This is a genomic window from Acidovorax sp. 93, assembly GCF_003633835.1.
Taxonomy (GTDB): Bacteria; Pseudomonadota; Gammaproteobacteria; order Burkholderiales; family Burkholderiaceae_C; genus Acidovorax; species Acidovorax facilis.
Genome location: NZ_RBIT01000001.1, coordinates 2,715,510 through 2,741,611, shown reverse-complemented (window position 1 = coordinate 2,741,611; position 26,102 = coordinate 2,715,510). Strand labels below are relative to the sequence as shown.

The following is a 26,102-nucleotide window of genomic DNA, read 5'->3' as shown; positions in this document are numbered from 1 at the left end:
GCTATTAAAAACATAGCTTTTAGCGCTTATGAGATAAGCGCTGGGGCTTGTTTTGGTCAAAGACCGTGCATGCACGACGCCCATTGAGCGAGTGCCCTTTTGCTGGAAGTGTGGCGAGCGCTTGTGCGCTCACCGGCTACGCCGGTCATGCGCTGCGCGCACGCCCACCCTTCTCCGCCCACGTGCGCGTCCAGCGGATCTGCATCACCCGCAGTAGCACCAGCATGGCCAGCGCACACACCGCAATGCCCACAAAGCCCCAGAGGTAGGTGCCGGTGTACTGGCGCGAGATGCCCATGCCATTGGGGATGAGGCCGCCGCCCAGCGCGCCGATCTCGCCGATCATCGAGCCTGCCACCGCCGTGGCCAATGGCCAGCGCAGCGGCACCAGCTGGAACAGGGCGCCGTTGCCTGCCCCCAGGGCCGCAAAACACACCAGGAACAGCAGCATGGTCACGGGCAGTGATTTTTCGGCCAGGCCACACAGCACCATGCTGGCGGCGGTGATGGCCAGCACGCCGGTCAGGGTGTTCACACCGCCCCAGTGGTCCGACAGCCAGCCACCAAACACGCGCAGGGCCGCGCCCAGAAATGCCGCCATCATCGTGAGCTGGCCGGCCGCCACCTTGCTCACGCCGAACTGGTCATAAAAGTAGCTGGGCAAGAAGGTGGTCAGGCCAATGAAGCCGCCAAAAGTCACGGCGTAGATCAGGCTGAAGGCCCAGCCGTCTTTTTCAAACAGGCAGGCGATGTGCTCACGGAAGCTGGCGTGGGGTGCCAGGTCGGGCGGCTCCTTGGCATACACCGCCATCACCAGCGCGGGTATCGCCACACTCACGGCAGCAAAGCCATACACGGCCTGCCAGCCAAACTTCTGCGCCAGCATGGGCGCGAGCAGGGCCGCCACCGCAGTGCCCACGTTGCCGGCGCCCACGATACCCATGGCCAGGCCTTTGTAGCGCGGCGGGAACGAGCCCGAGCCCAGTGACAGGGCCACCCCAAAGCTGGCACCCGCCACGCCCAGCAGGATGCCCATGGCGAGCAGGTCGTTGTACGAATGCACGAACAGGTAGCCGTAGCCCATGGCCACAAAGATCCCCGCCATCTCGACCAGCGTGGCGTTCTTGCGACCGATGTACTGCGCCAGGATGCCCAGCGGAAACCGCATGAGGGCGCCCGCAAAGATGGGAATGGACAGCATCATGCCCATCTGCGTCGGTGTGAGCTGGAAGGCATCGCGGATGAACGGTGCCATGGCACCGTTGATCACCCAGACTGCGCACGAGAAACCGAAATACAGAAAGGACGACCACAGCGTGGGGGCGTGGCCGGACTTGAGAAACTCTCGAAATTGAAGCATGGCGATCTAGCGCAAAGAGGCTGCTGTGCTGCTGCAAGCACACCCACAACCGGGCAGAAAAACAAAAGGCGCCAACACGGGCCGCGCGGGCTTGCTGGTTTGTTTGCAAGCCCCACACATTCCATGAAGACGCCAACGTCTTGTTCGCCCAATCCGCCGTTGCACCGGGCTGACACACGGCCAGCGTTGACCGTGGTGCTGAACATGCAAAGGATGTGCCAAGTTCTGATGGCACTTGGTTTGAGTAAAAACGGCAGCTGGCGCTTGCGTATCGAGAGTTTTTTGCTATCAAGTTGGAAGTTAAAATTGCCTGCCAGTCCAAGTTAGTGCAGCGTGCTCCGGTGTGATGCACTTTTTTGGCGCGATGCACCAATTTGGTGGTTGCAAACCAGCAGAGCCACTTAGGTGTTTCAAATCATAAAAATTCAACATAGGATGTATTCGGTTCATCCGTTGCCGTGTTACCCGGTTCTTGGGTGACGGGGCATTCCCTGAGGAGGGTCCCCATGCGCGTCAATCTCCCGATCAGCACGCAGGAATATGCGTTCCCCAAAGGCCAGACCCTGGTGTCCACCACCGATCTCAAGGGCCGCATCCTGTACTGCAACCCGATGTTCATCGAGGTCAGCGGGTACGAGAAGGAAGAGCTGCTGGGCCAGCCCCACAACATCGTCAGACACCCCGACATGCCCGAGGAGGCCTACCGAGACATGTGGGAGACCATTGCCAGCGGCAACCCGTGGTCGGCCCCGGTCAAGAACCGGCGCAAGGACGGCACCTTCTACTGGGTGATGGCCAACGTCACCCCGCTCATGCAGGGCGACCAGCCCACGGGCTACATGTCCGTGCGCACCGAGGCCACCCGCGACCAGATACAGGCCGCCGACCAGCTCTACCGCCAGATGCAGGCCGAAAAACAGGCTGGAACCCTGGTGCACGTGCTGCGCGAGGGGCAGATCGTCAAGAACACGCTCTGGGGGCGCATGGCCCGCGCAGTGCAGCTTGGGCCGCTCGGCAAGATCATGCTGTGCACGCTGCTGCTGGTGTTCGCGTCGTGGGGGGCTGCGCTGCTGGGCGGGCACACCATGACCGTCGCGGCGGGCGCAGCCTGGCTGGGCGTGGTGCTGCTGGCCCTGGGCATGGCGGTGTACCTGCACCGGGCCACCGTGGCGCCGTTGTCGCAGATGCTGCGCTGGGCCAACCGCATGGCCGCAGGCGACCTTACCCAGAAGATTGCGGCGTCGCGCAGCGACACCGTGGGTCAGCTGCAAAAGGCGCTGGCCCAGCTCAATGTGAACCTGTTGTCCATCGTGCGCGATGCGCGCCAGGAGAGCGAACACATGCAGCTTTCCACCCGCGAGATCGCGCAGGGCAACCAGGACCTGTCGGAACGCACCGAAGCCCAGGCCAGCAACCTGGAGCAGACGGCGGCGTCGATGGAGGAAATCACCGGCACCGTCAAGCAGACGGCCGAATCGGCCCGCCAAGCCACCGTGCTGGCCACCCAGGCCACCCAGGTGGCTGAGCGCAGCAGCGAAGCCGTGGACGGCGTGGCCAGCACCATGAAGCAGATCCAGACTGCCTCCGGCCGCATCAGCGAGATCACCCAGCTCATCGACTCCATTGCGTTTCAGACCAATATCCTCGCGCTCAACGCCGCCGTGGAGGCCGCGCGTGCGGGTGAGCAGGGGCGAGGGTTTGCGGTGGTGGCCTCCGAGGTGCGCAGCCTGTCGCACCGTACGCTCTCTGCCGCCAAGGAAATCCGGCAGCTCATCGACGACTCGGCCACCAAGGTGAGCGAAGGCCACGCAAAGACCGACGCAGCGCAGAAGACCATGACCGAATCGCTGGAGCTGGTGCGCCGCGTGAACACGCTGATCGGTGAAATTCACAGCGCGTCCAACGAACAGCTCAGCGGCATCTCTCAGGTCAACGCCGCTGTGGCGCAACTGGACACCATCACGCAGCAGAACGCCGCGCTGGTGGAGGAAAACGCCGCCTCGGCGATGCAGCTCAACGGGCAGGCGCAGACGATGACCGAGACGGTGCAGGTGTTCCGCATCGATGCGTCGGCGCCCAGCCAGGCGCGGGATGCGGTGGCGTTGCGCAAGGAGATGAAGGCTGGCAAGGGCGCATCGTCGTCCAGCCGCGCCTTGGCGGCGCTCTGAGCGCCAAGGGATTTCACGCAGTCCTGGAAACTGGCACGGTGCCATCACCAGTGCCACCGTGGAACGGCTTCGCAAGGCCACAGGTGGCGTCCCCCTGGGGGAAGACGCGAAGCGGCTCAGGGGGCTTATGTACTTGCCCGCACTGTCAGCTCAAACCCCAGATTCACTGAATTTTTCTCCGGCATCTCGCCCCGCATCAGCGTCAGCAGCATCTGCGCACTGGCCTCGCCGATGGCCGAGCGCGGGGTGCGTACGGTGGTCAGCGGCGGCAGCATCTGGTCGCTGCCTGCCAGATCGTTAAAGCCGGCGATGGCCACGCGGCCAGGCACGTCCAGACCCAGACGCTGGGCGGCCAGCAGACCACCCTGCGCGAGGTCGTCGTTGCAGAAGAACACGGCGTCCACGCCAGGGCGGGTGCGCAGCACCTCTTCCAGCAGCTCTGCGCCCAGGCGGATGGATGAAGGCTGAGGGCTGAGCAGCTCCAGCCGTGGGTCGTACATCCCCGCCTCGCGCAGGCAACGGCGGTAGCCTTCGGCGCGCTGCATGGTGCGTGGGTCCAGCTGGGCGGCAACGAATGCGATGTTCTTGTGGCCGCGCGACAGCAGGTGGGTTGTCATCGCGTGGCCTGCGTCCTGCTGCGAAAAGCCCACGCAGAACACGCCGGGTGCGGGCGTCATTTCCATCAAGTGCACGCAGGGCACGCCGCTGGTGGCAATCATGTGGCGGGCGGCCTCGGTGCGGTCAAAGCCCGTGACGAGCAGGCCCGCCGGGCGGTGGGCCAGGTAGGTGCGCAGTAGCTGCTCTTCTTCCTGCGGGTCGTAGTGCGTCACGCCAATCAGGGCTTGGTAGCCGTGCGGGAAGAGGGTGCGGTGCACGGCCTCCAGCACGTCTACAAACAGTGCGTTGGACAGCAGCGGTACCAGCACCGGCACCTGCACACTGCGCTGCGAGGCCAGTGCGCGGGCGGCGGGGTCGGGCACGTAGCCCAGTTGTGCGGCGGCGTCTTTCACACGCTGCACCAGTTCTTGCGCCACGCCGCGCTCGCCGCGCAGGGCACGGGACGCGGTGATGGGGCTCACCTCGGCGGCCTTGGCCACGTCGTTCAGCGTGATGCGGCCGCTGGAGCGGCGTCTTGTCTCGGGTTTGTTCAAGGGTTAACCCTCATGGGGGTTGAGATTGATCTGGTTAGGATAGCGCTGTCCAAGCGATGGAGCAAGGCGATGCCCGCCATTTTGGATGAAGTTGAAGAACTTGCCACAGTTTGTGCGGCATCCGGGAGCGGATGCCTTTTTTACGGATTGCTTGGATAGCGCTACCAATATGAGTGTTTTGCCGTCAACGGTTTATCTGGTGGTCATGGGTGTGGCCGGATGTGGCAAGTCCAGCCTCGGCGCTGCGCTGGCGCAGGCCGAAGGGCTGCCCCTGATCGAAGGGGACGACCACCACAGCCCGGCCAGTCGCGAAAAGATGCGCCAGGGTATTGCCCTGACCGACGAAGACCGCGAGGGCTGGCTGGCCACGCTGGGGCAATTGCTGCAGGCGCACCCGCACGGCGCGGTGCTGACCTGCTCTTCGCTCAAGAAGGCCTACCGAGACCGGCTGCGCGGCGCCTGTCCGGGGTTGCGGTTCGTGTTCCTGGAGATCGACCGCGCCAACGCAGGCCAACGTGTGGCGGCGCGCGCGGGCACCCATTTCTTTTCCAGCGCGCTGGTGGACAGCCAGTTCGCCACGCTGGAGTCACCGGTGGGCGAGGCGGGCGTGTTGCGGCTCAATGCGCTGTTGGAACTGGCCACGCTGCAGCAACAGGCTTCGGCCTGGATCGCCGCCCAGGAGTCTGCATGAATTCCCCTGCACAACAAGCGCAACTGCAGCCGTCGCTCAGCCGGTTCGCCAGGATCTCCCAGCTGCTGATGGCCAGTTGCCTCGGCGTGATGGCCGTGGCGGTGTTCATCAACGTGGTGCTGCGCTACGGCTTTGGCAGCGGTGTGGCGGCCAGCGAAGAGCTGTCGCGCCTGCTGTTTGTCTGGATGGTTTTTATCGGCGCCGCAGCGGCCTACCCCGCCGGTGAGCACATGGCTTTTACCAGTCTGGCGGGCCTGTTGGCAAAGCGCCCGGTAGCCTTTGGCCTGTTGACGGCCGTGATCCGGCTGCTCGTGATCAGCGCCAGCGCCATGTTGGCCTGGGGCGCCTGGCAGCAGGTAGTGGTGGGCATGGGCAGCCGCTCCGTCGTCATGGCCTACCCGGCGGCGTTGCTACCACTGCCGGCCTTTTTGTGCGCGGTGGCCATCGGAGTGATGGCGGTCATCGAGTTGATTCAACGCAAGCCGCTGGACCTCGGTCACGGCGCCGAGGTGGAGTAAGTGATGATGGCCATGGGACCCGAAGCGCAGGCTTTTATCGTTTTTTCGCTGGGCATGCTGGTGCTGATGGGCACCGGCATGAACATGGGCCTGGCCCTGGTGCTCACTGGCGCTGGCATGGCCTGGGTGCTGGATTTTTTCGACACGCAATTGCTCGCGCAGAACCTCGTGGCCGGGGTGGACAGCTTTCCGCTGCTGGCCGTGCCGTTCTTCATCCTGGCCGGTGAGCTGATGAACTCAGGCGGCATCAGCCGTCGCATCATCGACATGGCGCAGGCATGGGTGGGGCATATCCGGGGCGGGCTGGGTTATGTGGCCATCGGCGCTGCGGTGCTGATGGCCAGCATGAGCGGGTCGGCCCTGGCCGACACGGCCGCGCTGGCCACCATCCTGCTGCCCATGATGCGCCAGCAGGGCTACCCGATGAACACCTCGGCAGGGCTGATCGCCTCGGGCGGGATCATTGCGCCCATCATTCCGCCGTCCATGCCGTTCGTGATCTATGGCGTGACGACCAACACCTCGATCTCGGCGCTGTTTGTGTCGGGCATCGTGCCGGGCTTGATGATGGGCGCGGGCCTTATCTTTGCCTGGCGCTGGGTCCTGCGCGGCTTGGATCTGCCCAAGGGCGAACCCTTGCCCGCCAAGGACCGCTTGCGCGCCACGGCACGCGCCTTCTGGGCCATGCTGATGCCGCTCATCATCATCGGCGGCATGAAGACGGGGGTTTTCACCCCCACCGAGGCCGCCGTGGTGGCCGCGTTCTATGCGCTGGCGGTGGCACTTTTCATCCACCGCGAGATGAAGCTGGCGGACATCTATGGCGTGCTGGTGCGTGCGGCCAAGACGACTTCTATCGTGATGTTCTTGTGCGCAGGCGCCCAGGTGGCCAGCTACATGATCACGCTGGCCGACCTGCCCAATGTGCTGACCAGCTGGCTGGGCCCGCTGGTGGAGAACCCGCGCCTGTTGATGGCCGTGATGATGATCGTGTTGGTGCTCATCGGCACGGCGCTGGACCTCACGCCCACCATCCTGATCTTTGCGCCCGTGATGCTGCCCATCGCCGTCAAGGCGGGGATCGACCCGGTGTATTTCGGCCTGATGTTCGTGCTCAACGGCGCCATCGGCCTCATCACGCCGCCCGTGGGCACCGTGCTCAACGTGGTGGCCGGGGTGGGGCGCATCTCGATGCACAGCGTGATCAAGGGCGTGAACCCCTTTCTTTTCACCTACGTGCTGATCCTGGCGCTGCTGGTCGTGTTCCCCCAGATCGTGACTGCGCCTGTGGTTTGGTTGCGCTGACTTGCCTGCACTCTTTTTCCTTTCCCCCTCGCCAATGGAGACAACCATGAAAACTTTCCGCCGTACCCTGCTCGCCGCCCTGTCGGTGGCCGCCATCACCTGCTCGTTCCAGGTGGCTGCGCAAGACTTCAAGCCGCGCATCATCCGGTTTGGCTATGGCCTCAACGAGGTGTCCAACCAGGGCCGCGCCACCAAGCTGTTTGCCGAAGAGGTCGAAAAAGCCTCGGGCGGCAAGATGAAAGTGCGCGCCATCGGCGCCGCCGCGCTGGGATCGGACGTGCAGATGCAGCAGGCGCTGATCGGCGGCGCGCAGGAAATGATGGTCGGCTCCACCGCCACCCTGGTGGGTATCACCAAGGAAATGGCGATCTGGGACACGCCCTTCCTGTTCAACAACGCCAAGGAAGCCGACGTGGTGCTGGATGGCCCCGTGGGCCAGAAGGTGATGGACAAGCTGCAGGAAAAGGGCCTGGTGGGCCTGGTGTACTGGGAGAACGGCTTTCGCAACCTCACCAACAGCAAGCGTCCCGTCAACAAGCTGGAAGACATGGACGGCATCAAGCTGCGCGTGATGCAGAACAACGTGTTCCTCGACAGCTTCAAGACCCTGGGTGCCAACGCGGTGCCGCTGCCGTTCTCCGAGCTCTTCACCGCGCTCGAAACCAAGACGGTGGACGGCCAGGAGAACCCCTACAACACCATCCTGTCGAGCAAGTTCTATGAGGTGCAGAAGTACCTCACGGTGACCAACCACGTCTACAGCCCCTGGATCGTGCTGGTGAGCAAGAAGTACTGGGATGGCCTGTCGAAGGCCGAGCAGAAGGTGCTGCTCGACGCCGCCAAGAAGAGCCGCGACTTCGAGCGCCAGGACACGCGTGCCGAAGCCGACAAGGCCCTGGCCGACCTCAAGGGCAAAGGCATGCAAGTGAACGAGCTGCCTGCCGCCGAAGCCAACCGCATGCGCGAAAAGCTCAGCGCCGTGAACGCGAGCATTGCCGCCAATGTGGGTGAAAGCCTGTGGAAGGATGTGCAGGGCGCTGTGGCGCAGGCGCGGGCTGGCAAGTAAACCAACGCTTGTTGACGGGGCTCAGCCCCCGGCAATAGAAAAGGCCGAGGCCCCATGCGGGGCCTCGGCCTTTTTGCATTTGCAATTCAGGGTCTGCGCCACGGCGCAGACCCGGCAAATTACAGCGAACCGATTTCGCCGGAAGAGATCTTGCCGGTGCGCAGCGCGTCCACAGCCTGAGCATTCACTGCATTGCGGTCAGCCGTGGAGGTGTAGACCAGAGCACGCGAACCGACGGGGATGGCGCCGCTGGTCTGGGGCACGGTGGAGGCTTCAGCCATCACTTCAGCGCGGGTGCGGCTGGTTTCGAACTTCGTGGCGAATTGCGATGCATCGGCTTCGTCAGCCTGGGCACCGAAGGAAGCGAAAGCGGCAACAGCAGCGATGGAGAGGAAACGTGCGGTCTTGTTCATGGTGAAACTCCTGTGAAATTCAAAAAATGGGGACGAGGTGTCTGGAATACGTGAAGCGCGAAGCCGTGGATTCAAAAAGGTGAATCAACCGCCTTCAGCGGGGCCCACGCGGCCAGTGCGCATGGCTTGTGCGGCAGCTTCGGCACGCACTGCAGCGCGGTCTACCGTGGACTTGTAGGTCACCACGCGGGAGCCTGCTGGCTCCTGGCTGCGCATTTGGACTGCGGCGGCGGCTTCGGCAACCACTTCGGCACGGGTGCGGTTCGTGTCGAATTTCAGGGCAAATTGCGAACCATCAGCTTCGTCAGCCTGGGCACCCAACGAAGCGAAAGCAGCCACAGCGGCGATAGAGAGAAAACGTGCAGTCTTGTTCATGATGAAAGTCCTTGAAGTTAAAAAAAGCGTCTCAAAAAAGCCGGAGCGAAGATCAAAAACAACTTGCTTCGCACCGGGTTCGGTGAGTCGCCTTGCGGGTTCGGCTCATCGATGGGATGAACTGTACGCCGCAGGTGGATGAAGAAAAACCAGCTGGTCGCAAACTAACTGTTCCAGTTTTGGAAACAATCTGGACGCTTGTTTCCTGCCTGTGGCCGATGAGAAGAATCTCAGGCCCGCAGCCGGTCGCAAGCGATCGATCCGAGGCAAGAAGGGTGGGCGTTGATTCCTTTGGAAGTGCGTTGGACATGGGCTGTATCGTGCCCGGCCGACGCTGCGGCGTCGTCTCGTCGCCGTTTCGGTTCTTTTCAGTTTGTTTCGGGTTCGGCCGAATGCAACAGGGTCGAAACATATGCATCGCTGTTGCCACACCGGGCCCAAAAGCGGGATAAATCGGGCTTGCGCGGCTTGCGCCCGTTGGGCTTATGGGCTGAAATCTCTCTGTACCTGTTCCAGGTGTTACGAGGGAGGTTCCATGACCGTAGTCGCCAAAATTCTTCAGTCCAAACCGGACGCCACTGTCCACACCATTGCGCCCACGGCGTCGGTGTTCGATGCGCTCAAGCTCATGGCCGACAAGGGCATCGGCGCCCTGGTGGTTACCGAGGGGGATGCCATCGTGGGCATCTTCACGGAGCGCGATTACGCGCGAAAGATCGCCCTGCTGGGCCGCACGTCAGCCGCCACGCTGGCGCGCGATGTGATGACCACCTCGGTACGCTTTGTGCGGCCCGAGCAGACCAGCGAGCAGTGCATGCAGATCATGAGTACCGGCCGCCTGCGCCACCTGCCCGTGGTGGACAACAACGGCAAACTCGTGGGCATGATCTCGATCGGGGACTTGGTCAAGGACATCATCTCCGAGCAGAAATTCATCATTGAACAGCTGGAGCAGTACATCACTGGAACGCATTAAAGGGCAACCCCCTGAGGCGCTGCGCGCCTTCCCCCTTCTCTCGAATCGCTGCGCGATTCGGGAAGGGGGACGCCCCCAGCGCGGCGGGGCGGCCCTTGCGCGGGGGCGCTGGCCTGGGGTTGCGCGCGTGCGACGGCCCTGCCATGGGGACAAAACGAAAAAGGGCTCTGACCGATCTGGTCAGAGCCCTTTTGATTTGCCGTGTTGTCGGGCCTGGAGCCCAGCGGTTCAAGCAGCTTTTTCGACGTGCCCCTGGCGGGTGTAGAGGAAATCGATCACCGCCTTGCGGTAGTGCACGTACTGCGGGTCTTCGGCCAGCTCCACGCGTTTGCGGGGGCGGGGCAGGTCGACGGTCAGCACTTCGCCAATCGTCGCGGCCGGGCCGTTGGTCATCATCACGATCTTGTCGGACAGCAGCACGGCTTCGTCCACGTCGTGCGTCACCATGACCACGGTGCTGTGGGTGCGCGCCACGATCTCCAGCAGCTCGTCTTGCAATTTGGCGCGGGTCAAGGCGTCCAGCGCGCCAAAGGGCTCGTCCATCAGCAGCACCTGGGGCTCCATGGAGAGTGCCCGGGCAATGCCCACGCGCTGCTTCATGCCGCCAGAGATTTCACCGGGGCGTTTTTGCCCAGCGGGCGTGAGGCCCACCAGGGCCAGTGCGGCGTCGGTGCGGGCCTTGAGCTGGGCCTTGGTTTCCTTGCCGCCAAACACGCGCTCCACGGCCAGGTAGATGTTGTCGAAGCAGGTGAGCCAGGGCAGCAGCGAGTGGTTCTGGAATACCACGGCGCGCTCGGGGCCTGGGCCCTTGATCTCCTTGTTGGCACACAGAAGCGCGCCGTTGGTGGGTGTGGTGAGGCCCGCGATCAGGTTCAAGAGCGTGGACTTGCCGCAGCCCGAGTGCCCGATCAGCGCCACGAACTCGCCCTTGGCAATCGTCAGGTTGATGTCGCGCAGTGCCGGGAACAGGCCTTTGGCGGTCTTGAAGGTCTGCTCGACGCCATGGACCTCGATGAACTTGGTGCTCATGGAGGGGTGTGTGGATGCTGCCGTGGTGGTCGTGTTCATGCTTTCACCTCTTCAAACGTAAATGCAGTGGCCAGCTTGATGAGCGCAAACTCCAGCACCAGCCCGACGATGCCGATCACAAAGATGGCGATGATGATGTTCTTGACGTTGAGGTTGTTCCACTCGTCCCACACCCAGAAGCCAATGCCCACGCCGCCGGTCAGCATCTCGGCAGCTACGATCACCAGCCATGCGGTGCCCACGGCCAGGCGCACGCCGGTCAGCATGTAGGGCAGCACGGCGGGGAAGAGGATCTTGGTGGCGATCTTCCATTCGCTCAGGTTCAGCACGCGGGCCACGTTCATGTAGTCCTGCGGCACACGCTGCACGCCCACGGCGGTGTTGATGATCATGGGCCAGATGGAGCAGATGAAGATGGTCCAGATGGCGGCGGGGTTGGCGCCCTTGAACACCAAGAGGCCGATCGGCAGCCAGGCCAGCGGCGACACCGGCCGCAGCAGGCTGATGAGCGGGTTGAACATGCGCGACAGGAAGTTGAACCGTCCGATCACGAAGCCTGCCGGAATGCCCACCAGCGCCGCCATGCCAAAGCCCACGGCCACGCGCTCCAGCGACATCAGCACATTCCAGCCCACGCCCTGGTCATTGGGGCCATTGCGGTAGAACGGGTTGCTGAAGATTTCCAGCGCCTGCTTCCAGGTCTCCACCGGGCTGGGGATGCTGCCGCCCGTGGTGGTGGATACCACCGCCCACAGACCGATGAGCAGGCCCAGGCCACAGAGCGGCGGCAGCACCGCCATCCAGAAACTGCGCGACAGGGCCGCCCAGTCGCGACTGGCAGGGGCTGGGCTCGCCGTTGTTTCGGATTTGGACTGTTTTTGGCTTCTGCCGCTTGCTGGTGAAGCGCTGATAGCTACATTATTCATAGCGTTCTGTGCAGCCACGGGGGCTGCATCCAACGGGGAGTGAAAGACGGCACTGACCATGGTGTTCTCCTTGGCAGGGTGGGCGGGGCAGGGCGCTTACGCCTTGATCTTGAAGCTGTCGGCGTACTTGGCGGGGTCTTTGCCGTCCCACACCACGCCGTCCATGAACTTGCTGGTGCGCATTTCGCTCTTGGGCAGCGGTGTTTTGGAGGCGGTGGCGGCCTGTTTGTAGACGTCGATACGGTTCACCGCCTTGGCCACGTTCAGGTAGTCGGGGTGGTCCTTGATCAGGCCCCAGCGCTTGTGCTGCGTGAGGAACCACATACCGTCCGTGAGGTAGGGGAAGTTCACCGTGCCTTCATTGAAGAACTTCATGTGGTTGGGGTCGTCCCAGGTCTTGCCCATGCCGTCCTGGTAGCGGCCCAGGATGCGCTGGTTGATGGCATCGACGCCTGTGTTCACGTAGGCCTTGCCGGCAATGGTTTCGGCCATCTTGTTCTTGTTGGCCAGGCCATCGTCGATCCATTTGCTGGCCTCCAGGATGGCGGCCGTCACGGCACGGGCCGTGTTGGGGTATTTCTGCACGAATTCGGACGTTGTGCCCAGCACCTTTTCGGGGTGGTCTTTCCAGATGTCCTGCGTGGTGGTCGCGGTCACTCCGATGCCGTCCATGATGGCGCGGTGGTTCCAGGGTTCGCCCACGCAGAAGCCGTCCATGTTGCCCACACGCATGTTGGCCACCATTTGTGGCGGGGGCACGGTGATGACCTTGGCATCCTTCATCGGGTTGATGCCGTTGGCCGCCAGCCAGTAGTACAGCCACATGGCGTGGGTGCCGGTGGGGAAGGTCTGCGCGAAGGTGTACTCTCGCTTCTCGCTGGCCATCAGCTTGGCCAGGCCCGCTCCGTTGACGGCGCCCTTGTCGGCGAGCTTTTTGGACAGCGTGATGGCCTGGCCGTTGTGGTTGAGGTTCATCAGCACGGCCATGTCCTTCTTGGGGCCAGCCAGGCCCAAGTGCACGCCGTAGACCAGGCCATACAGCACGTGGGCAAAGTCGAGTTCGCCATTCACCAGCTTGTCGCGCACACCGGCCCACGATGCTTCCTTGGTGGGGATAATGGTCACGCCGTACTTCTTGTCGATGCCCAGCACCGACGCCATCACCACGCTGGCGCAGTCGGTCAGCGGGATGAAGCCGATCTTCACTTCCTTCTTCTCGGGGGCGTCCGAGCCCTGGGCATGCACCAGGGCGCGCAGGGCGGGGCTCACGCCCACGGCGCCAACGGTAGCTGCCTGCAGCACGGTGCGGCGGTTGAGGCTGGTTTTCAACAGATCGGTCATGGGGCGGTTCCTCGGTGCGTTAGAAAACAAAAAAGGCGTCCTCCCCTGGCCGGGTTGCATGCGCAAACGGGCTCGGAGAGGGACGCCTTTGTCCATGGCAAAGCCCATTGGGGGGCCTTGTGTCAGCACCGGCCCGCCATTGGGTCAGTGCCGTCAGTGGTGGGACCGTCTTTGGTCTTGCCAGGGTTAATGCAAGCAGCGTGCCAGCCTTTTTCATACCGGCTTTGCTCCAATACAGCGCATGATCTGCTACCAAATTAGTAGCTGCTTGTGCTTATTTATCAAGCGGTAGCGGCCAGTTTGGCTTGAAAATTTGCGATGATGGTGCGCGCGCAGAGTGCTGCACTGCATTTGTGCGGCGCACCATTTGGGGAGAAGCCGGTGGACTCGGGCGCGACCCAGGCGAGGGATGCCAAGCAAGGGCCGCCCCGCAGCGAGGGCATCGTCCCCCTTCCCGAATTGCGCAGCGATTCGAGAGAAGGGGGAAGCGGCGCAGCCGCTCAGGGGGTTGTTCCCTATCTCTACCCCAGCAGATCCATCACATCGAGCATGCGCTGCGCCACGTCCACGAGCTTGAGGCCCTTGTCCATGGCCGTCTTGCGCAGCTTTTCGTAGGCTGCCTGTTCGCTCAGGCCCTGGCGCTGCATGAGCAGGCCCTTGGCGCGGTCGATGGTCTTGCGGTCTTTCAGTTCGGTCTTGGCGTCGGCCAGTTCGGCGCGCAGCGCCTGTTCGTGCTGGAAGCGCGCCATGGCCACGTCCAGAATGGGGCGGATGCGCTGGGGTGCCAGGCCCGCCACGATGTAGGCCGACACGCCCGCCGCCACCGCGTCCTTCACGTGCGAGGTGTCCTCGTCGTTGGTGAACATCACGATGGGGCGCCGCTCGTCGCGCGTGGCCATCACCACATGTTCGAGCGCGTCGCGCGCCTCGCTTTCGGCGTCCACGATGATGAGGTCGGGCTGCAGCTGGGCGATGCGCTCGCTCAGGAAGACGTCGGCAGGCAGGGTGGCCACCAGGTTGAAGTTGTTCTCCAGCAACCCAATGCGCAGCGCCCGCGACCGTTCCGCCTGAAGTACGGCGTGTTCGTCGGCGGGGTCGGCGACTGCCAGATCCGGGGCAACCACCACGATGCGCAGAGACTCGTTCATACCCAGGAGCATAAGCAATTTTTACGCCACAAAATGGTGCATCGAAGCGGTGCGTTCCGGGGCTGCAGGCTGGCAGCAGGTTGTGGCAGCTTCCAAGGCCTGAAACTTGCTAATAGTTTGTCGATGGGCAGGGCATACCCGATAGCAGCTACCCGGTCGCATCGCATATACATCTGGTCACATTGACCCATTCAAGAGGATTTGCATGAACAAGCACATTGACCGGCGGCGTATCTCTGCCGGCTTGGCCCTGACCACCGTGGCGGTATCCGCGCTGCTGGTGTTGACAGGCTGCAGCAAGGTGCCCGACACCATCAAGATCGGCGTGGCCCAGCCCCTCTCCGGCCCCTTGGGCGCGCTGGGGCAGGATTTGCTCAACGGCGTCAACCTGGCCGTGGCAGAACTGAACAAGGGCGGCTACACCGTGGACGGCAAGCGTGTGACGCTGGAGGTGGTGTCGGTGGACGACAAGGCCGACGCCGCCACCGGCAAGACCGTGGCGCAGCAGCTGGTGGACTCGGGCGTGGTGGCGGTGATCGGGCACCTGAATTCGGGGGTGAGCATTGAGACGGCCCCGATTTACGCCGCCAAGGACATCGCCCAGATCGCCATCTCCACCAACCCCAAGTTCACGCAACTCGGCTTCCCAACCACCTTCCGCATGGTGGCCAATGACACCTTGCAGGCGCGCGCTATCGGCTCGTTTGCCGCCACACAGCTGGGTGCCGCCCGCTACGCTGCGCTGGACGATGGCACGCCTTACGGCAAGGGCCTGGCCGACGGGGCTGCCGAGCAGCTCAAGGCTGAAAAGAAGGAGGTGGTGGTGCGCAAGTCGTTTGACGACAAGACGGTGGCTTTCGATGAACTGGCTGGCGAGCTGAAGGCGGCCAAGGTCGAGGTCATCGTGTCCACCCTCAACGACTTTCAGGCCCTGGCTCTGCTCGAAGCCCTGCGTAAGGTGGACCACACCAAGGTCAGCCTGCTGGGCGGGGACACCATCAAGACCACCGACATGACCAAGGCCATGGGCATGGTCGAAGGCGTCTACGCCACATCGCCCGTACTGGAAGCCAAGGAGTTCACCACCGGCAAGCCCTTCCTTGAAAAGTACATCGAGGCCTACAAGAAGCCCCCGGCCTATGGCGGCCACTACAGCTACGACAGCACCTATGTGCTGTCAGCCGCCATCCAGAAGGCCAAGTCGGCCGATCCGAAAGCGATCACCAAGGCCATGCACAGCATCAACGGCTATGCGCCCGTGATCGGCACCATGACCTGGGACGACAAGGGCGAACAGCGCTACGGCGCCGTGGGCGTGTATGAACTGCGCAGCGGAAGCTGGGAACTGCGCATGCGTTCGGACCGCTGGTAAGCAAGCCGCCGCGTCGGCAGGCGCCATCCATCCGCACAACCCCTGCTGGCGACTGCCAGCAGGGGTTTTTGCATCCGACCCTGAACGGGGCCGGGTTTTACACTCGGGGCATGAGTTTGCTGATCCTCGGTATTGAATCTTCGTGCGACGAAACGGGCGTGGCATTGGTCCGTTCCACGGGCAATGCCGTGCCCACGTTGCTGTCGCACGCGCTGCACAGCCAGATTGAGATGCACCAGGCCTTCGGTGGCGTGGTGCCCGAGCTGGCCAGCCGTGACCACATCCGCCGCGTGTTGCCGTTGGCCACGCAGGTGCTGACCGAGTCCGGCCAGTCGCTGGCCGATGTGGACGTGGTGGCCTACACCCGCGGGCCGGGCCTGGCGGGTGCGCTACTGGTGGGGGCGGGCGTGGCGTGCGCGTTGGGCGCTGCACTGGACAAGCCGGTGCTGGGTGTGCACCACTTGGAGGGGCACCTGCTGTCGCCCTTCCTCAGCGCCGACCCGCCAGAGTTCCCTTTTGTGGCCCTGCTCGTCTCGGGCGGCCACACGCAGCTGATGCGGGTGGATGGCGTGGGCCGCTACGAGATCCTGGGCGAGACCATTGACGATGCTGCTGGCGAGGCGTTCGACAAGTCCGCCAAGCTCATGGGCCTGGGCTACCCGGGTGGGCCAGCGCTCTCGCGCCTGGCTGAGCAGGGCGATGCCGCAGCCTTCAAGCTGCCGCGTCCGCTGTTGCACAGTGGCAACCTCGATTTCTCTTTCGCCGGGCTCAAGACGGCCGTGCTCACGCAGGCCAAGAAGTTGGGCGATGAGCTGGAGGCACGCAAGGCCGACCTGGCGGCGAGCACCGAGGCCGCGATTGTCGAAGTGCTGGTGAAGAAGACGCTGGCCGCACTCAAGCAGACCGGCCTGAAACGTGTGGTGGTCGCCGGTGGCGTAGGGGCCAACCGGCATCTGCGTGCGCAACTCAATGCGGCCTGCGCCGCGGCCAAGGTGCGGGTGCACTACCCTGAGCTGCACCTGTGCACCGACAACGGCGCCATGATTGCCATGGCGGCGGCCATGCGGCTGCAGGCAGGGCAGCAGCAGGCCAACACCGACTACGCCTTTGACGTGAAGCCGCGCTGGCCGCTGGATGCGATCACGGTTTGATGTTTGAGCGAAAAATGGCCGCTAGCGCTTGTCTAGAGAGCGCCAGCAGCTATCTTTTTTGAACTTCAGAAGGGGTAGTGGCGGGGTGTCGTCTGCACCGTGATCCAGCGCAACTCGGTGAACTCGCGCACGCCCGCCATGCCGCCAAAGCGGCCGTAACCCGAACTTTTCACGCCACCAAACGGCATCTGCCCTTCGTCGTGCACCGTGGGGCCGTTGATGTGGCAGATGCCCGACTCGATGCGCGCGGCCACGTTCCAGGCCTTGGCCACATCGCGGCTGAACACGGCGGAGGACAGGCCGAACTCGTTGTCGTTGGCGCAGGCAACGGCATCCTCGACGCCGTTCACGCGCACCACGGGCTTGACGGGGCCGAACGATTCTTCGCGGTAGATGTCCATCTCGGCCGTCACATGGTCGAGCACCGTGGCCTGCATCAGCGTGCTGTCGCTCTTGCCGCCGCAGACCAGCGTGGCGCCCTTGGCCAGCGCGTCGTCGATGAGGGCGTTGCAGCGCTGCACCGTGGTCATGTCCACCACCGAGCCCAGCACCACCGGGCCCTTGCGCGGGTCGCCCAGCGGCAGGGCCTTGGCGCGTGCACCCAGCTTGGCCACGAACTCGTCGGCCACCGCGTTGTCCACAATGATGCGTTCGGTGGACATGCAGATCTGGCCCGAGTTGGCGAATGCGCCGAACACGGTGCCTGCGACAGCGGCGTCGATGTCCGCGTCATCCAGCACCAGCAGCGGGGCCTTGCCGCCCAGCTCCAGCACCACGGGCTTGAGGTACTTGGCGCAGGTCTGCGCAATGATGCGGCCCACCTTGGTGGAGCCGGTGAAGTTGATGCGGCGCACTGCCGGGTGGGCCACGATGGCCTCGACGACGGCACCTGCATCCGCCGGTGCGTTGGTCACAAAGTTCACCACACCGGGGGGCAAACCGGCCTCCTGCAGCGCCTCGATGATGAGGCCGTGTGTGGCGGGGCACAGCTCCGACCCCTTCAGGATCACCGTGTTGCCGCAGGCCAGCGGGGTGGCAATGGCGCGCACGCCCAGGATGACGGGTGCGTTCCACGGTGCAATGCCCAGCACTACGCCCGCCGCCTGGCGCACACCCATGGCCAGGCTGCCGGGCACGTCGGACGGAATCACTTCGCCTGCAATCTGCGTGGTCAGGGCGGCGGCTTCCTGCAGCAGGCCGGCAGCCAGGTGCACGTTAAAGCCCGCCCACATGCCCGAGGCGCCGGTCTCGGCCGCCATGGCCACCGCAAAGTCGGCCGTGCGGGCCTCCAGCGCATGTGCTGCCTTGAGCAGCAGCGCGCGGCGCGCGTTGGGGCCCAGGGCCGACCAGGCAGGGAAGGCCTTGGCGGCTGCGTCGGCAGCGGCCTTGGCGTCGGCCACGCTGGCAGCGGGTGCCGTGGTGGCGACCGAACCGTCCAGCGGGTTGCGACGCTCAAACGTGGCGCCGCCGGTGGCTTGCACGCGCTCGCCGTTGATCAGCATGGAAATGGCAGTCATTGAAAGCTCCTGAAAAAGAACAGATAAAAAAGGGGGAAAGAGGTATTCAGGTCACGCCCAGGTAGGCTTGTCGAACCACGTCGGACTGCAGCAAGTCAGAGGCTGCGCCAGACGCCACGATGCGCCCGCGCTCCAGCACGTAGCCGCGCTGGGCCACCTGCAGCGCCTTGCGCACGTTCTGCTCCACCATGAGCACGGTGACGCCCTGCGCCGCGATGCGCTGCACGATGGCCAGCAGCTCGTCCACCATGCGCGGCGCCAGGCCCAGGGAGGGCTCGTCCAGCATCAACAGGCGCGGGCCGCTCATCATGGCGCGGGCCACTGCCACCATCTGCTGCTCGCCGCCGCTCATGGTGCCGGCGAGCTGTGTGGCGCGTTCCTTGAGGCGGGGAAAGTCTTCAAACGCCTGGTGCAACCGCTCGGCGCGCACCCGCGACGGCACCAGCCAGCCGCCCAGCTCCAGGTTCTCGCTCACCGTCATCTGCGGGAACAGCTGGCGACCTTCGGCGACCAGCGCCAGGCCGCGTTGCACGCAGGCCGTGGCGTTCATCGCAGGCACGGCCTGGCCGTCGAGCGTCACCGCGCCCTGGCGCGGCAGCAGGCCCGCCAGGGCCTTGAGCAGTGTGGTCTTGCCCGCGCCGTTGGGGCCGACGATGACGGTGATGCCGGGCGCGGCTTCCAGTGCCAGGTCTTGCAGCACCTGAAAGCCGTGGTAGCCCGTGGTCAGGTTCTGCACGGTGAGGTGTGCGCCGCTCATGCCGTGGCCCCTTCGCTGGTGGCTGTCATTTCGTCACCCAGATAGGCCTCGATCACCTGCGGGTCGCGCACCACCTCGGCGGGCGTGCAGTCGGCAATCTTGCGGCCCTGGTGCAGAACCAGCACGCGCTCCACGTACTTGAGCAGCGTGGTCACCGCATGCTCGATCCACACCACGGTCAGGCCCCAGTCATCGCGCAGGCGGCGGATGCGCTGGGCCATGGCGTCCACCTCGGCCTCTGTCAGGCCCGCAGCCACCTCGTCGAGCAACAACAGGCGCGGGCGTGTGCCCAGGGCCATGCCGATCTCCAGCAGGCGCTGCTGCGAAGGCGTCACATCGGCGGCAGGGCGGTCGGCCAGGTGCGCAAGGCCCAGCATGGCCAGGATCTCGCCCTCGCTGCGCAGGCCCTCGGGCCCCTGGCGGTGGCGGCCTGCGAACTGCATGCCAAAGCGCACGTTGTCGCGCACCGTCATGTCGGGGAACACGCGCGGCGTCTGGAAGGTGCGGGCAATACCGTGGGCTGCGTAGTGGTGCGGGCCCTTGCCGGTCAGGTTGTCGGCACCACAGTGCAGCGTGCCCGAGGTAGGCGGTTGCACGCCCGAGATGGCGTTGAAGAACGTGGTCTTGCCCGCACCGTTGGGGCCGATGATGCCGATCAGCTCGCCCGTGTGCAGCGTGGCGCTCACGCCGTCCACGGCTGTGAGGCCGCCAAAGCGCACGGTCACGCTGTCGATGGTCAGCAAGGCTTCAGACATGGCCGGCCTCCGTTGCAGGCGTGGCCGCCCGCTTGCGCTGCCACAGCGTGGCCAGGCCATTGGGCAGGTACATCACGCACAGGATCAGCAGCAGCCCCAGCACCATCATGTAGCCATAGGGCAGCTGCAGGCGCAGCGTCTCGGCCAGCAGGCTGAAGACGATGGCCGCGAGCACCGGCCCGCCGATGCTGGCCGCGCCGCCGATCAGCGCGATCAGCACCGTCTGGAAGCCGATGAAGGGACTGAACACGGCGGCCGGCTCGATGTACGTCCAGCGCACGGCCATGGCCGCGCCCACGGCGCCTGCAAAGGCGGCGGTGATGCCGAAGCCCGCGATCTTGGCCAGGCGCGTGTCCACGCCCAGGGTCTGCGCGCGCTGCTCGTCGGCGCCGATGCCTGCCAGTGCGAGGCCAAACCGGCTGCGCTGGATGGCAATGGCGGTGGCAATGGCCGCCGCCGCGATCAGCAGCACCGTGAGGTACACGGTCTCGTTGCTGGGCACCACCGTGAGCACGCGGCCCACGGTGCCCGACACCTGCTTTTCGACAAAGGTCACCGCGTGGCGGATCAGCTCCGTCATGCCGAAGGTGAGCACCGCAAAGTAGGTGCCGCGCAGGTGCAGCACGGCAGCGCCCATCACGACCGCCACGATGGAGGCAATCAACGCACCGGACAGGATCACCAGCGGCCACGGCAGTACGGTCAGCAGCGTGGCACTGGTGTACGCACCAATGCCAAAGAAGGCCGACGTGGCAAGTGAGAGGTAGCGCGTTGCGCCGCAAAACAGCGACCAGCTGGTGGCCAGCGCGATGTACATCAGGCAGCTGAGCAGCACCGAGGTGGCGAACTCGGACACCAGCCAGGGCAAGGTGGCGACCACGGCTAACCCCGCTGCCAGTGCGAGCCAGGGCTTGTTGGAATGGAGAGATTTCATTTTTTGGAAAAGAGGCCGTTGGGGCGCCAGATCAGCACGCCGATGAATACCGCGTAACTCAGCAGCATCTTGAGAGACGGGCTGCTAAAATGCATACCCAGCGCCTCGACCACGCCCAGCAGCAAGCCACCGGCCAGACTGCCTGCCAGGCTGCCAAAGCCGCCCAGCGTGATCACGATCAGCGCCGTCACGGTGTAGGGCTCACCCATCGACGGAGAAATCTCATACGTCATGGACAGCAGCGCACCCGCCACGCCCGACAGGCCTAGGCCAATGCCAAACATCATCGGGTGCAGGCGCCGCGTGTTGATACCTACCAGCTGCGCGCCCGTGGGCGACTGCATCAGCGCCCTCACCGCCTTGCCCAGCAGCGTGAGCTTGAGCAGCGCGATCAGCGCGGCCGACAGCGCCAGTGCCACGCCAAACAGCACCAGCTTGTTTTCAGTGAAACGCATGCCCGCAATCTGCACCGGGTCGGCCAGGTATTCGTACCCTCGCAGGTCACCACCCCAGATCAGGAGCGCGGTGTTCTGCACCAGGAACATGAGGCCAAAGCCCACCATCAGGCTGCGGGCCTCGAACACGTCCACGTTTGGCGCGCGCGCCGCCAGGCGCTTGAAGCACAGCGCGTGCACCACCACGCCCAACACAAACAATGCGATGAAAGCCAGCGGCATGAGCAGCAGCGGCGAGATGCCCCATAGGGTGTGCGCGGACCAGGTGAGGAAGGCGCCCAGCATCAGGAACTCGCCATGCGAGATGTTCATGATGCGCATCAGCCCGTATTGCAGGTTCAGGCCCATGGCCACCAGCGCATAGATGCCGCCGGTAATGAGGCCACTGGCGACCAGTTCGGCCCAGGAGGTCAGGGACATTCCGTGTTACATCCAGGCAGGCTTGTTGGTGTTCAATTGCGCCGTGGCGCGGTCCTTGGGCCAGACCACCTCGAAGTCGCTGCCCTGCCACTGGCTCACGGTGCCGGGGATGGAGGCGTTCTCGCTGCCCGCAAAGCGGATGCCGCCCAGGATGGTCTTGAACTCGTTCTTGGCGATGTGCTCGCGCAGCGCCTTGCGGTCCAGGCCCACCTTCTCCACCGCCTGCTGCAGGATCTGCAGGCCTGCCCAGGCATGGCCGCTGGCCCAGCGGTCGGGCTCCTTGTTGAACTTCTTCACGTGGGCGTCGAAATAGGCCTTGGCCTCGGGGCTGGTCTTCACGCTCCACGAGCCCATGCCGATCACGCCCTCGGTGTTGGCCTGCATCACGTTCTTGTACAGCTGGAAGGCCGTGCCCACCGAGGCGTAGAAGAACTTGGGGTTCAGGCCCACCTCGCGCGCCTGGCGGCTGGCCAGGATGGTGTCGGGCGGGTAGGTGATGCCGATGAAGGCGTCGGGGTTCTGGTCCTTGATGCCGCGCAGCACGGGCGCCAGGTCCTTCACGCCCAGCGGGTAGCTCTTGCGCTCCACCACCTGGATGCTGGTCTTCTTGAGCGCGTTGTTCAGCGCCGCGAAGTTCTCCAGGCCAAACAGGTCGTCCATGTAGACGATGGCCACCGACTTGACGCCGTTGGCCACCAGCATGTCCACCAGCGCGCCCATCATCTTGTCGGGCTGCTGCAGCAGGGAGAAGAAGTAGGGCAGGTTCATGTCGATCAGCTTGCGCGACAGCGCCGTGGGCGCCAGCAGCGGGTAGCCGAAGCGGTTGGCCAGCGGCGCGATGGCGAAGTTGGCGCCCGATCCCCAGGGCGGCAGGATCAGGTCCACCTTGTCGCTGCCCATGAGCTTTTCGTAGGTGCGCACGCAGGTCTCGGTCTCGCTGCGGTCGTCGTAGCCAATGAGTTCGATGGGGCGCTTGGTGCCCTTCACGCTCAGGCCGCCCGCTGCGTTCACCTGCTCGGCCCACAGCAGGTAGTTGGGCTCCTGGCTCACCTGGGCACCGGCCGCCCAGGGGCCGGTGCGGGCGATGGCGTAGCCTATGCGCACGGGTGCCGCGCTGCTGCCCTGGGCCCACAGCTGGGGTGCCACGGCCAGGGTGCCGACCGTGGCGGCGGCGCCCTTGATCCACTGGCGCTTGGAGGGTTGGTGTGCTGTCATTGTGTGTCTCCTCGGATGGGGCCTGCGTGGTGCACGCCGTGCCGGGAATCGTAGGCAGACGCGTTTGTGCGCGCTGCGCTCAGCGTGCACAAAACGCTTGCCTCAGCGTGCAGACGGCAGCGGGTTTACCCGGATTTCCCTCGGTGGCACGGGGTACCTGGGCGTCCGATAATTCAGCCGCATAACCATCAGGCTTGCGCAACCCGCACTGGAGACACCATGGCCCATCCCCTGACCGAGGTATCCACCGACGCTGTGCCTGCGCGCGACCGCCTGCACCTGTGGGGCGATGCGGTGTGGCGCCTGATTGGCGGGCTGGAGTCCGACGCGTTTGGTGATGATGCCTTTGCAGGCCACATCACTTCGGGCCAGGCGGGCTATGTGAACCTGTGCCAGCTGGACGTGAGCCGCCACCGCGTGGTGCGCACCCCCAGCCTCATCCGGGGCAGCGACCGGGCCTACATCAAGGTGGTGGCGCAGCTGGAGGGGCGCGCGTGCTTTGAGCAGAATGGACGCCAAGTATGGTTGTCGCCGGGTGAGTGGAGCGTGTACGACACCACACGCGCCTACGCCGTGAGCAACCCCGAGGCCGTGCGCCAGATGGTGCTGATGATCCCCAAGGAACAACTGCCCGAGCGCAAGCTCAAGCTCAATGACCTGATGGTGCAGCGGTTCTCGGGCACCAGTGGCGTGTCGCGGCTGGCATGGGACACCATGCGCGCCGCGTTTGCCGAGCTGCCCACCATGTCCGACGCAGCCGCCGATGGCGTGGCCGATGTGATCACGCACCTGGTGCAGCTGTCGCTGCTGGAGCGCAACGGGCAGCAGAGCCTGCTGTCGCAGCGCGAGGCCCTGCGTGACCGCATCAGCCAGTACATCGACCGCCACCTGGGCGACCCCGACCTCACCATCGACCGCATGGCCCAGGCGCTCAACTGCAGCAAGCGGCACCTGTACAACGCGGTGGCTGATGACGAGGAAACCCTGGCCGCGATGATCCAGCGCCGCCGCTTGGAGGCCTGCCTGCGTGACCTGCGCCACCCGGCGCATGCACAGCGCTCGGTCACTGACATTGCGCTGTCCTGGGGCTTCAGCAACAGCGCGCATTTCAGCCGCGCGTTCCGCTCGCATGTGGGGTGCAGCCCCAGCGAGTACAGGGTGCGAGCGGGGCTGTCTCTGGGCTTGGCGCACGCGCACTGAGGGCCAGGTGTTCCGAGCTGGAGATTCGTTTTATAAAGACGCCGAGAATCGCCGCCATGCAGCGTTGCAAATCCTCGCGATAGATATGGCTATCGCTGCGGTTTGCGCCTTGCCTGACGACGATTTCGGCATCTTTATTTCATCAACGAACTTCCAACTCGGGACACTCGCGAGGCGGGCGTCGGCCGTCTGTCCGCTGGCGAACCGATAGCCAAGTTTTTTGATGGGGCCACGCCGGTGGTTGGTGACGCCTTTGCGTTGCATCAATTCTTTACCTGGGGTTGACCCTTTCGGTACGTTTTGACCTGAATGGCTCCTCACAATCGGGTTTTCCCTCGAGCGATGCCTTTCCATGAGTCCTTACCATCGCGTCACTGTCGACGTCTTGCGCGCCCACCCCAGGTGCAGCGCACCGCGTGTACAGATAGAGATAGCGCTCGCCGCGCTGCTGGTATTGGTGATCTCGGGCTGTGCAAGCCTGGAGCCCAAGGATAGCCAGTTGCCCGCCGTCGCCGTGCCAGCGGCGTGGGCTGCGGGCGCGGGTGGCAATACAACTCCCGATCAGGGTGCCACGTCTTTGGCCCAGTGGTGGCAGCGTTTTGACGACCCTTCGCTCACCACGCTGGTAGAACAAGCCCTGCGGGCCAACACCAACGTGCGCACCGCCCAGGCCGCGCTGCAGCAGGCGCGTGCGCAGGTGGATGTGCAATCGGCCGGCCTGTTGCCCAGCGTGGGTGCATCGGCTTCGGCACAGCGCAGCAGGGCCAGCAACAGCACGGGCAACACCTTCCAGGCCGGTTTTGATGCGAGCTGGGAGCCCGATGTGTTTGGCCGCGTGCGCAGCGGTGTGAACGCCAGCGAGGCCGATGCCCGTGCGGCCGAGGCCAGCCTGGCTAACGTTCAGGTGTCGCTGGCGGCCGAGGTGGCCGTCAACTACATCGAGCTGCGCGGGCTGCAGCAGCGCCTAGCCATTGCGCGCAGCAACCTGGCCAGCCAGCAGGAGACGCTGCAGATCACCCAGTGGCGCCTGCAGGCCGGGCTCACTACCTCGCTCGTCACCGAGCAGGCCCGTGCAGCGGCCGAGCAGACCGCGGCGCAGATTCCCAGCCTGGAAGCCAGTCTGGCTCAGTCGCGCTACAGCCTGGCCGTGCTGACAGGCCAGGTGCCCGGCGCGCTCGACGCTACCCTGGCCGCCAGTGCCCCCGTGCCGCAACCGACCGCAGAGCTCGCCCTGGCAATCCCTGCCGAGACCTTGCGCCAGCGGCCCGATGTGCGTGCGGCCGAGCAACGCATTGCAGCCGCCCTGGCGCGCGTGTCGCAGGCCGATGCGGCGCGCTACCCCAGCTTCTCCCTCGGTGGCTCGCTGGGCCTGCGTGCCCTCACGCTGGGCGCGTTGTCGGGGGGCAGTGCGGTAACCAGCGCCTTGCTGGGCAGCGTGTCCATCCCGCTGCTGGATGGTGGCGCGGCCCGCGCGCAGGTGCGTGTGCAGTCTGCAGCGCTGGAGCAGGCCCGCGTGGCCTACGAAGCCACCGTGCTCACGGCCCTGCAGGATGTGGAGAACGCGCTGGTGGCCTTGCTTGGCGACAGGGAAAAACTGGAACGACTGACGGCGGCCGCTGACGCCGCCCGCAACGCCGCGCTGCTGGCGCAGCAGCGCTACAGCAGTGGGCTGATCGACTTTCAGGCGGTGCTGGAGACCCAGCGCACGCTGCTGTCCACGCAAGAGAGCGTGGCCACCACCACCGCTGCGGTCGCGGCAGACCATGTGCGCCTCTACAAGGCGCTGGGCGGCGGCTGGGCGGTAGCCGAATGAACAGCTGACAAGCCCTTCCACACGCCCACTCCATCGCCTGCCAGCC

Annotated in this window: 24 protein-coding genes; 10 read left to right on the top strand and 14 right to left on the bottom strand. The window is 64.7% G+C overall.

Features of this window, described 5'->3' with window-relative positions; all coding sequences use genetic code 11:
* Positions 1 to 145 precede the first annotated feature (145 nt).
* A complete protein-coding gene (locus C8C93_RS12535) occupies positions 146 to 1,360 on the bottom strand; it encodes a nitrate/nitrite transporter (RefSeq protein WP_121419398.1) in 1,215 nt (404 codons plus the stop codon).
* Between the two features lie 506 nt (positions 1,361 to 1,866).
* On the opposite strand from C8C93_RS12535, the gene C8C93_RS12530 reads away from it, so the two are divergent.
* Positions 1,867 to 3,528, top strand: coding sequence for a methyl-accepting chemotaxis protein (locus C8C93_RS12530; protein WP_121507108.1), 1,662 nt, complete (start codon positions 1,867 to 1,869; stop codon positions 3,526 to 3,528).
* A gap of 125 nt (positions 3,529 to 3,653) precedes the next feature.
* On the opposite strand, the gene C8C93_RS12525 is transcribed toward C8C93_RS12530, so the two are convergent.
* On the bottom strand, positions 3,654 to 4,679 hold the full coding sequence (locus tag C8C93_RS12525; RefSeq protein WP_055400227.1) for a LacI family DNA-binding transcriptional regulator: 1,026 nt from the start codon (positions 4,677 to 4,679) through the stop codon (positions 3,654 to 3,656).
* Positions 4,680 to 4,884: 205 nt separating this feature from the next.
* Here C8C93_RS12525 and C8C93_RS12520 point away from each other — a divergent pair, with 205 nt between their 5' ends.
* The 4 genes from C8C93_RS12520 to C8C93_RS12505 are packed head-to-tail and all read left to right on the top strand — an operon-like array spanning position 4,885 to position 8,259.
* Positions 4,885 to 5,370: a gluconokinase gene (locus C8C93_RS12520; protein WP_121507107.1), complete on the top strand. Its 486-nt coding sequence runs from the start codon at positions 4,885 to 4,887 to the stop codon at positions 5,368 to 5,370.
* Positions 5,367 to 5,888, top strand: coding sequence for a TRAP transporter small permease (locus C8C93_RS12515; RefSeq protein ID WP_055400231.1), 522 nt, complete (start codon positions 5,367 to 5,369; stop codon positions 5,886 to 5,888). The genes C8C93_RS12520 and C8C93_RS12515 overlap by 4 nt, the downstream gene beginning before the upstream one ends.
* A 12-nt stretch (positions 5,889 to 5,900) precedes the next feature.
* Complete coding sequence (locus tag C8C93_RS12510) at positions 5,901 to 7,193, top strand: TRAP transporter large permease (protein ID WP_121508776.1); 1,293 nt, start codon at positions 5,901 to 5,903, stop codon at positions 7,191 to 7,193.
* Positions 7,194 to 7,239: 46 nt separating this feature from the next.
* A complete protein-coding gene (locus C8C93_RS12505) occupies positions 7,240 to 8,259 on the top strand; it encodes a TRAP transporter substrate-binding protein (protein ID WP_121507106.1) in 1,020 nt (339 codons plus the stop codon).
* Positions 8,260 to 8,378: 119 nt separating this feature from the next.
* Here C8C93_RS12505 and C8C93_RS12500 read toward each other — a convergent pair whose 3' ends face one another.
* Positions 8,379 to 8,672, bottom strand: a complete 294-nt coding sequence (locus C8C93_RS12500; RefSeq protein WP_055400235.1) for a hypothetical protein — start codon at positions 8,670 to 8,672, stop codon at positions 8,379 to 8,381.
* An 84-nt stretch (positions 8,673 to 8,756) separates the two neighbouring features.
* A complete protein-coding gene (locus tag C8C93_RS12495) occupies positions 8,757 to 9,047 on the bottom strand; it encodes a DUF4148 domain-containing protein (protein WP_055400238.1) in 291 nt (96 codons plus the stop codon).
* 535 nt (positions 9,048 to 9,582) lie between these two features.
* Between C8C93_RS12495 and C8C93_RS12490 the strand changes: the two genes are divergently transcribed.
* Positions 9,583 to 10,023 (top strand): CBS domain-containing protein, encoded by a 441-nt coding sequence (locus C8C93_RS12490; RefSeq protein WP_121507105.1) that lies wholly within the window; start codon positions 9,583 to 9,585, stop codon positions 10,021 to 10,023.
* 228 nt (positions 10,024 to 10,251) lie between these two features.
* Here the strand turns inward: C8C93_RS12490 and C8C93_RS12480 are convergent, their stop codons facing one another.
* The 4 genes from C8C93_RS12480 to C8C93_RS12465 all read right to left on the bottom strand — a co-directional run bounded on the left by C8C93_RS12480 (position 10,252) and on the right by C8C93_RS12465 (position 14,467).
* Entirely contained in the window at positions 10,252 to 11,091 is an 840-nt protein-coding gene (locus C8C93_RS12480; RefSeq protein WP_121507103.1) for an ABC transporter ATP-binding protein, read from the bottom strand.
* Positions 11,088 to 12,038 carry a nitrate ABC transporter permease gene (ntrB, locus tag C8C93_RS12475; protein WP_121507102.1) on the bottom strand — a complete coding sequence of 317 codons (951 nt, stop codon included), beginning with the start codon at positions 12,036 to 12,038 and terminating at the stop codon, positions 11,088 to 11,090. The genes C8C93_RS12480 and ntrB overlap by 4 nt, the downstream gene beginning before the upstream one ends.
* A gap of 36 nt (positions 12,039 to 12,074) precedes the next feature.
* Positions 12,075 to 13,319, bottom strand: coding sequence for a CmpA/NrtA family ABC transporter substrate-binding protein (locus C8C93_RS12470; RefSeq protein WP_121507101.1), 1,245 nt, complete (start codon positions 13,317 to 13,319; stop codon positions 12,075 to 12,077).
* 521 nt (positions 13,320 to 13,840) lie between these two features.
* Complete coding sequence (locus tag C8C93_RS12465; protein ID WP_121419414.1) at positions 13,841 to 14,467, bottom strand: ANTAR domain-containing response regulator; 627 nt, start codon at positions 14,465 to 14,467, stop codon at positions 13,841 to 13,843.
* A gap of 205 nt (positions 14,468 to 14,672) precedes the next feature.
* Between C8C93_RS12465 and C8C93_RS12460 the strand changes: the two genes are divergently transcribed.
* Both C8C93_RS12460 and tsaD read left to right on the top strand, forming a co-directional pair.
* Positions 14,673 to 15,839, top strand: a complete 1,167-nt coding sequence (locus C8C93_RS12460) for a branched-chain amino acid ABC transporter substrate-binding protein (protein ID WP_121419415.1) — start codon at positions 14,673 to 14,675, stop codon at positions 15,837 to 15,839.
* Between the two features lie 110 nt (positions 15,840 to 15,949).
* Complete coding sequence (tsaD, locus tag C8C93_RS12455) at positions 15,950 to 16,990, top strand: tRNA (adenosine(37)-N6)-threonylcarbamoyltransferase complex transferase subunit TsaD (RefSeq protein ID WP_121507100.1); 1,041 nt, start codon at positions 15,950 to 15,952, stop codon at positions 16,988 to 16,990.
* A 65-nt stretch (positions 16,991 to 17,055) separates the two neighbouring features.
* Here tsaD and C8C93_RS12450 read toward each other — a convergent pair whose 3' ends face one another.
* From C8C93_RS12450 to C8C93_RS12425, 6 genes are read right to left on the bottom strand one after another with little or no spacing between them, the layout of a single operon-like run.
* Complete coding sequence (locus C8C93_RS12450) at positions 17,056 to 18,507, bottom strand: aldehyde dehydrogenase (protein ID WP_121507099.1); 1,452 nt, start codon at positions 18,505 to 18,507, stop codon at positions 17,056 to 17,058.
* 46 nt (positions 18,508 to 18,553) lie between these two features.
* Entirely contained in the window at positions 18,554 to 19,264 is a 711-nt protein-coding gene (locus C8C93_RS12445; protein WP_121507098.1) for an ABC transporter ATP-binding protein, read from the bottom strand.
* Positions 19,261 to 20,019 (bottom strand): ABC transporter ATP-binding protein, encoded by a 759-nt coding sequence (locus C8C93_RS12440; protein WP_121507097.1) that lies wholly within the window; start codon positions 20,017 to 20,019, stop codon positions 19,261 to 19,263. Before C8C93_RS12440 ends, C8C93_RS12445 begins: the two co-directional genes overlap by 4 nt.
* Positions 20,012 to 20,953 carry a branched-chain amino acid ABC transporter permease gene (locus tag C8C93_RS12435; protein ID WP_121507096.1) on the bottom strand — a complete coding sequence of 314 codons (942 nt, stop codon included), beginning with the start codon at positions 20,951 to 20,953 and terminating at the stop codon, positions 20,012 to 20,014. Before C8C93_RS12435 ends, C8C93_RS12440 begins: the two co-directional genes overlap by 8 nt.
* Entirely contained in the window at positions 20,950 to 21,828 is an 879-nt protein-coding gene (locus C8C93_RS12430; protein WP_099730813.1) for a branched-chain amino acid ABC transporter permease, read from the bottom strand. Before C8C93_RS12430 ends, C8C93_RS12435 begins: the two co-directional genes overlap by 4 nt.
* A gap of 6 nt (positions 21,829 to 21,834) precedes the next feature.
* A complete protein-coding gene (locus C8C93_RS12425; protein ID WP_121507095.1) occupies positions 21,835 to 23,043 on the bottom strand; it encodes an amino acid ABC transporter substrate-binding protein in 1,209 nt (402 codons plus the stop codon).
* Between the two features lie 219 nt (positions 23,044 to 23,262).
* Here C8C93_RS12425 and C8C93_RS12420 point away from each other — a divergent pair, with 219 nt between their 5' ends.
* Together C8C93_RS12420 and C8C93_RS12415 are read left to right on the top strand one after the other, a co-directional pair.
* Positions 23,263 to 24,243: a helix-turn-helix domain-containing protein gene (locus tag C8C93_RS12420; protein ID WP_121507094.1), complete on the top strand. Its 981-nt coding sequence runs from the start codon at positions 23,263 to 23,265 to the stop codon at positions 24,241 to 24,243.
* A gap of 352 nt (positions 24,244 to 24,595) precedes the next feature.
* Positions 24,596 to 26,056, top strand: a complete 1,461-nt coding sequence (locus C8C93_RS12415; RefSeq protein WP_233559361.1) for an efflux transporter outer membrane subunit — start codon at positions 24,596 to 24,598, stop codon at positions 26,054 to 26,056.
* Positions 26,057 to 26,102: the final 46 nt, after the last annotated feature.

Bases quoted from the DNA above. Each gene is read 5' to 3' on its own strand.
- C8C93_RS12465 (WP_121419414.1), bottom strand. From the start codon at position 14,467: ATGAACGAGTCTCTGCGCATCGTGGTGGTTGCCCCGGATCTGGCAGTC.
- C8C93_RS12460 (WP_121419415.1), top strand. From the start codon at position 14,673: ATGAACAAGCACATTGACCGGCGGCGTATCTCTGCCGGCTTGGCCCTG.
- C8C93_RS12435 (WP_121507096.1), bottom strand. From the start codon at position 20,953: ATGAAATCTCTCCATTCCAACAAGCCCTGGCTCGCACTGGCAGCGGGG.
- C8C93_RS12520 (WP_121507107.1), top strand. From the start codon at position 4,885: ATGGGTGTGGCCGGATGTGGCAAGTCCAGCCTCGGCGCTGCGCTGGCG.
- C8C93_RS12490 (WP_121507105.1), top strand. From the start codon at position 9,583: ATGACCGTAGTCGCCAAAATTCTTCAGTCCAAACCGGACGCCACTGTC.
- C8C93_RS12430 (WP_099730813.1), bottom strand. From the start codon at position 21,828: ATGTCCCTGACCTCCTGGGCCGAACTGGTCGCCAGTGGCCTCATTACC.
- tsaD (WP_121507100.1), top strand. From the start codon at position 15,950: ATGAGTTTGCTGATCCTCGGTATTGAATCTTCGTGCGACGAAACGGGC.
- C8C93_RS12510 (WP_121508776.1), top strand. From the start codon at position 5,901: ATGGGACCCGAAGCGCAGGCTTTTATCGTTTTTTCGCTGGGCATGCTG.
- ntrB (WP_121507102.1), bottom strand. From the start codon at position 12,038: ATGGTCAGTGCCGTCTTTCACTCCCCGTTGGATGCAGCCCCCGTGGCT.
- C8C93_RS12480 (WP_121507103.1), bottom strand. From the start codon at position 11,091: ATGAACACGACCACCACGGCAGCATCCACACACCCCTCCATGAGCACC.
- C8C93_RS12420 (WP_121507094.1), top strand. From the start codon at position 23,263: ATGGCCCATCCCCTGACCGAGGTATCCACCGACGCTGTGCCTGCGCGC.
- C8C93_RS12415 (WP_233559361.1), top strand. From the start codon at position 24,596: ATGAGTCCTTACCATCGCGTCACTGTCGACGTCTTGCGCGCCCACCCC.
- C8C93_RS12535 (WP_121419398.1), bottom strand. From the start codon at position 1,360: ATGCTTCAATTTCGAGAGTTTCTCAAGTCCGGCCACGCCCCCACGCTG.
- C8C93_RS12500 (WP_055400235.1), bottom strand. From the start codon at position 8,672: ATGAACAAGACCGCACGTTTCCTCTCCATCGCTGCTGTTGCCGCTTTC.
- C8C93_RS12440 (WP_121507097.1), bottom strand. From the start codon at position 20,019: ATGTCTGAAGCCTTGCTGACCATCGACAGCGTGACCGTGCGCTTTGGC.
- C8C93_RS12470 (WP_121507101.1), bottom strand. From the start codon at position 13,319: ATGACCGATCTGTTGAAAACCAGCCTCAACCGCCGCACCGTGCTGCAG.
- C8C93_RS12445 (WP_121507098.1), bottom strand. From the start codon at position 19,264: ATGAGCGGCGCACACCTCACCGTGCAGAACCTGACCACGGGCTACCAC.
- C8C93_RS12530 (WP_121507108.1), top strand. From the start codon at position 1,867: ATGCGCGTCAATCTCCCGATCAGCACGCAGGAATATGCGTTCCCCAAA.
- C8C93_RS12450 (WP_121507099.1), bottom strand. From the start codon at position 18,507: ATGACTGCCATTTCCATGCTGATCAACGGCGAGCGCGTGCAAGCCACC.
- C8C93_RS12515 (WP_055400231.1), top strand. From the start codon at position 5,367: ATGAATTCCCCTGCACAACAAGCGCAACTGCAGCCGTCGCTCAGCCGG.
- C8C93_RS12425 (WP_121507095.1), bottom strand. From the start codon at position 23,043: ATGACAGCACACCAACCCTCCAAGCGCCAGTGGATCAAGGGCGCCGCC.
- C8C93_RS12505 (WP_121507106.1), top strand. From the start codon at position 7,240: ATGAAAACTTTCCGCCGTACCCTGCTCGCCGCCCTGTCGGTGGCCGCC.
- C8C93_RS12495 (WP_055400238.1), bottom strand. From the start codon at position 9,047: ATGAACAAGACTGCACGTTTTCTCTCTATCGCCGCTGTGGCTGCTTTC.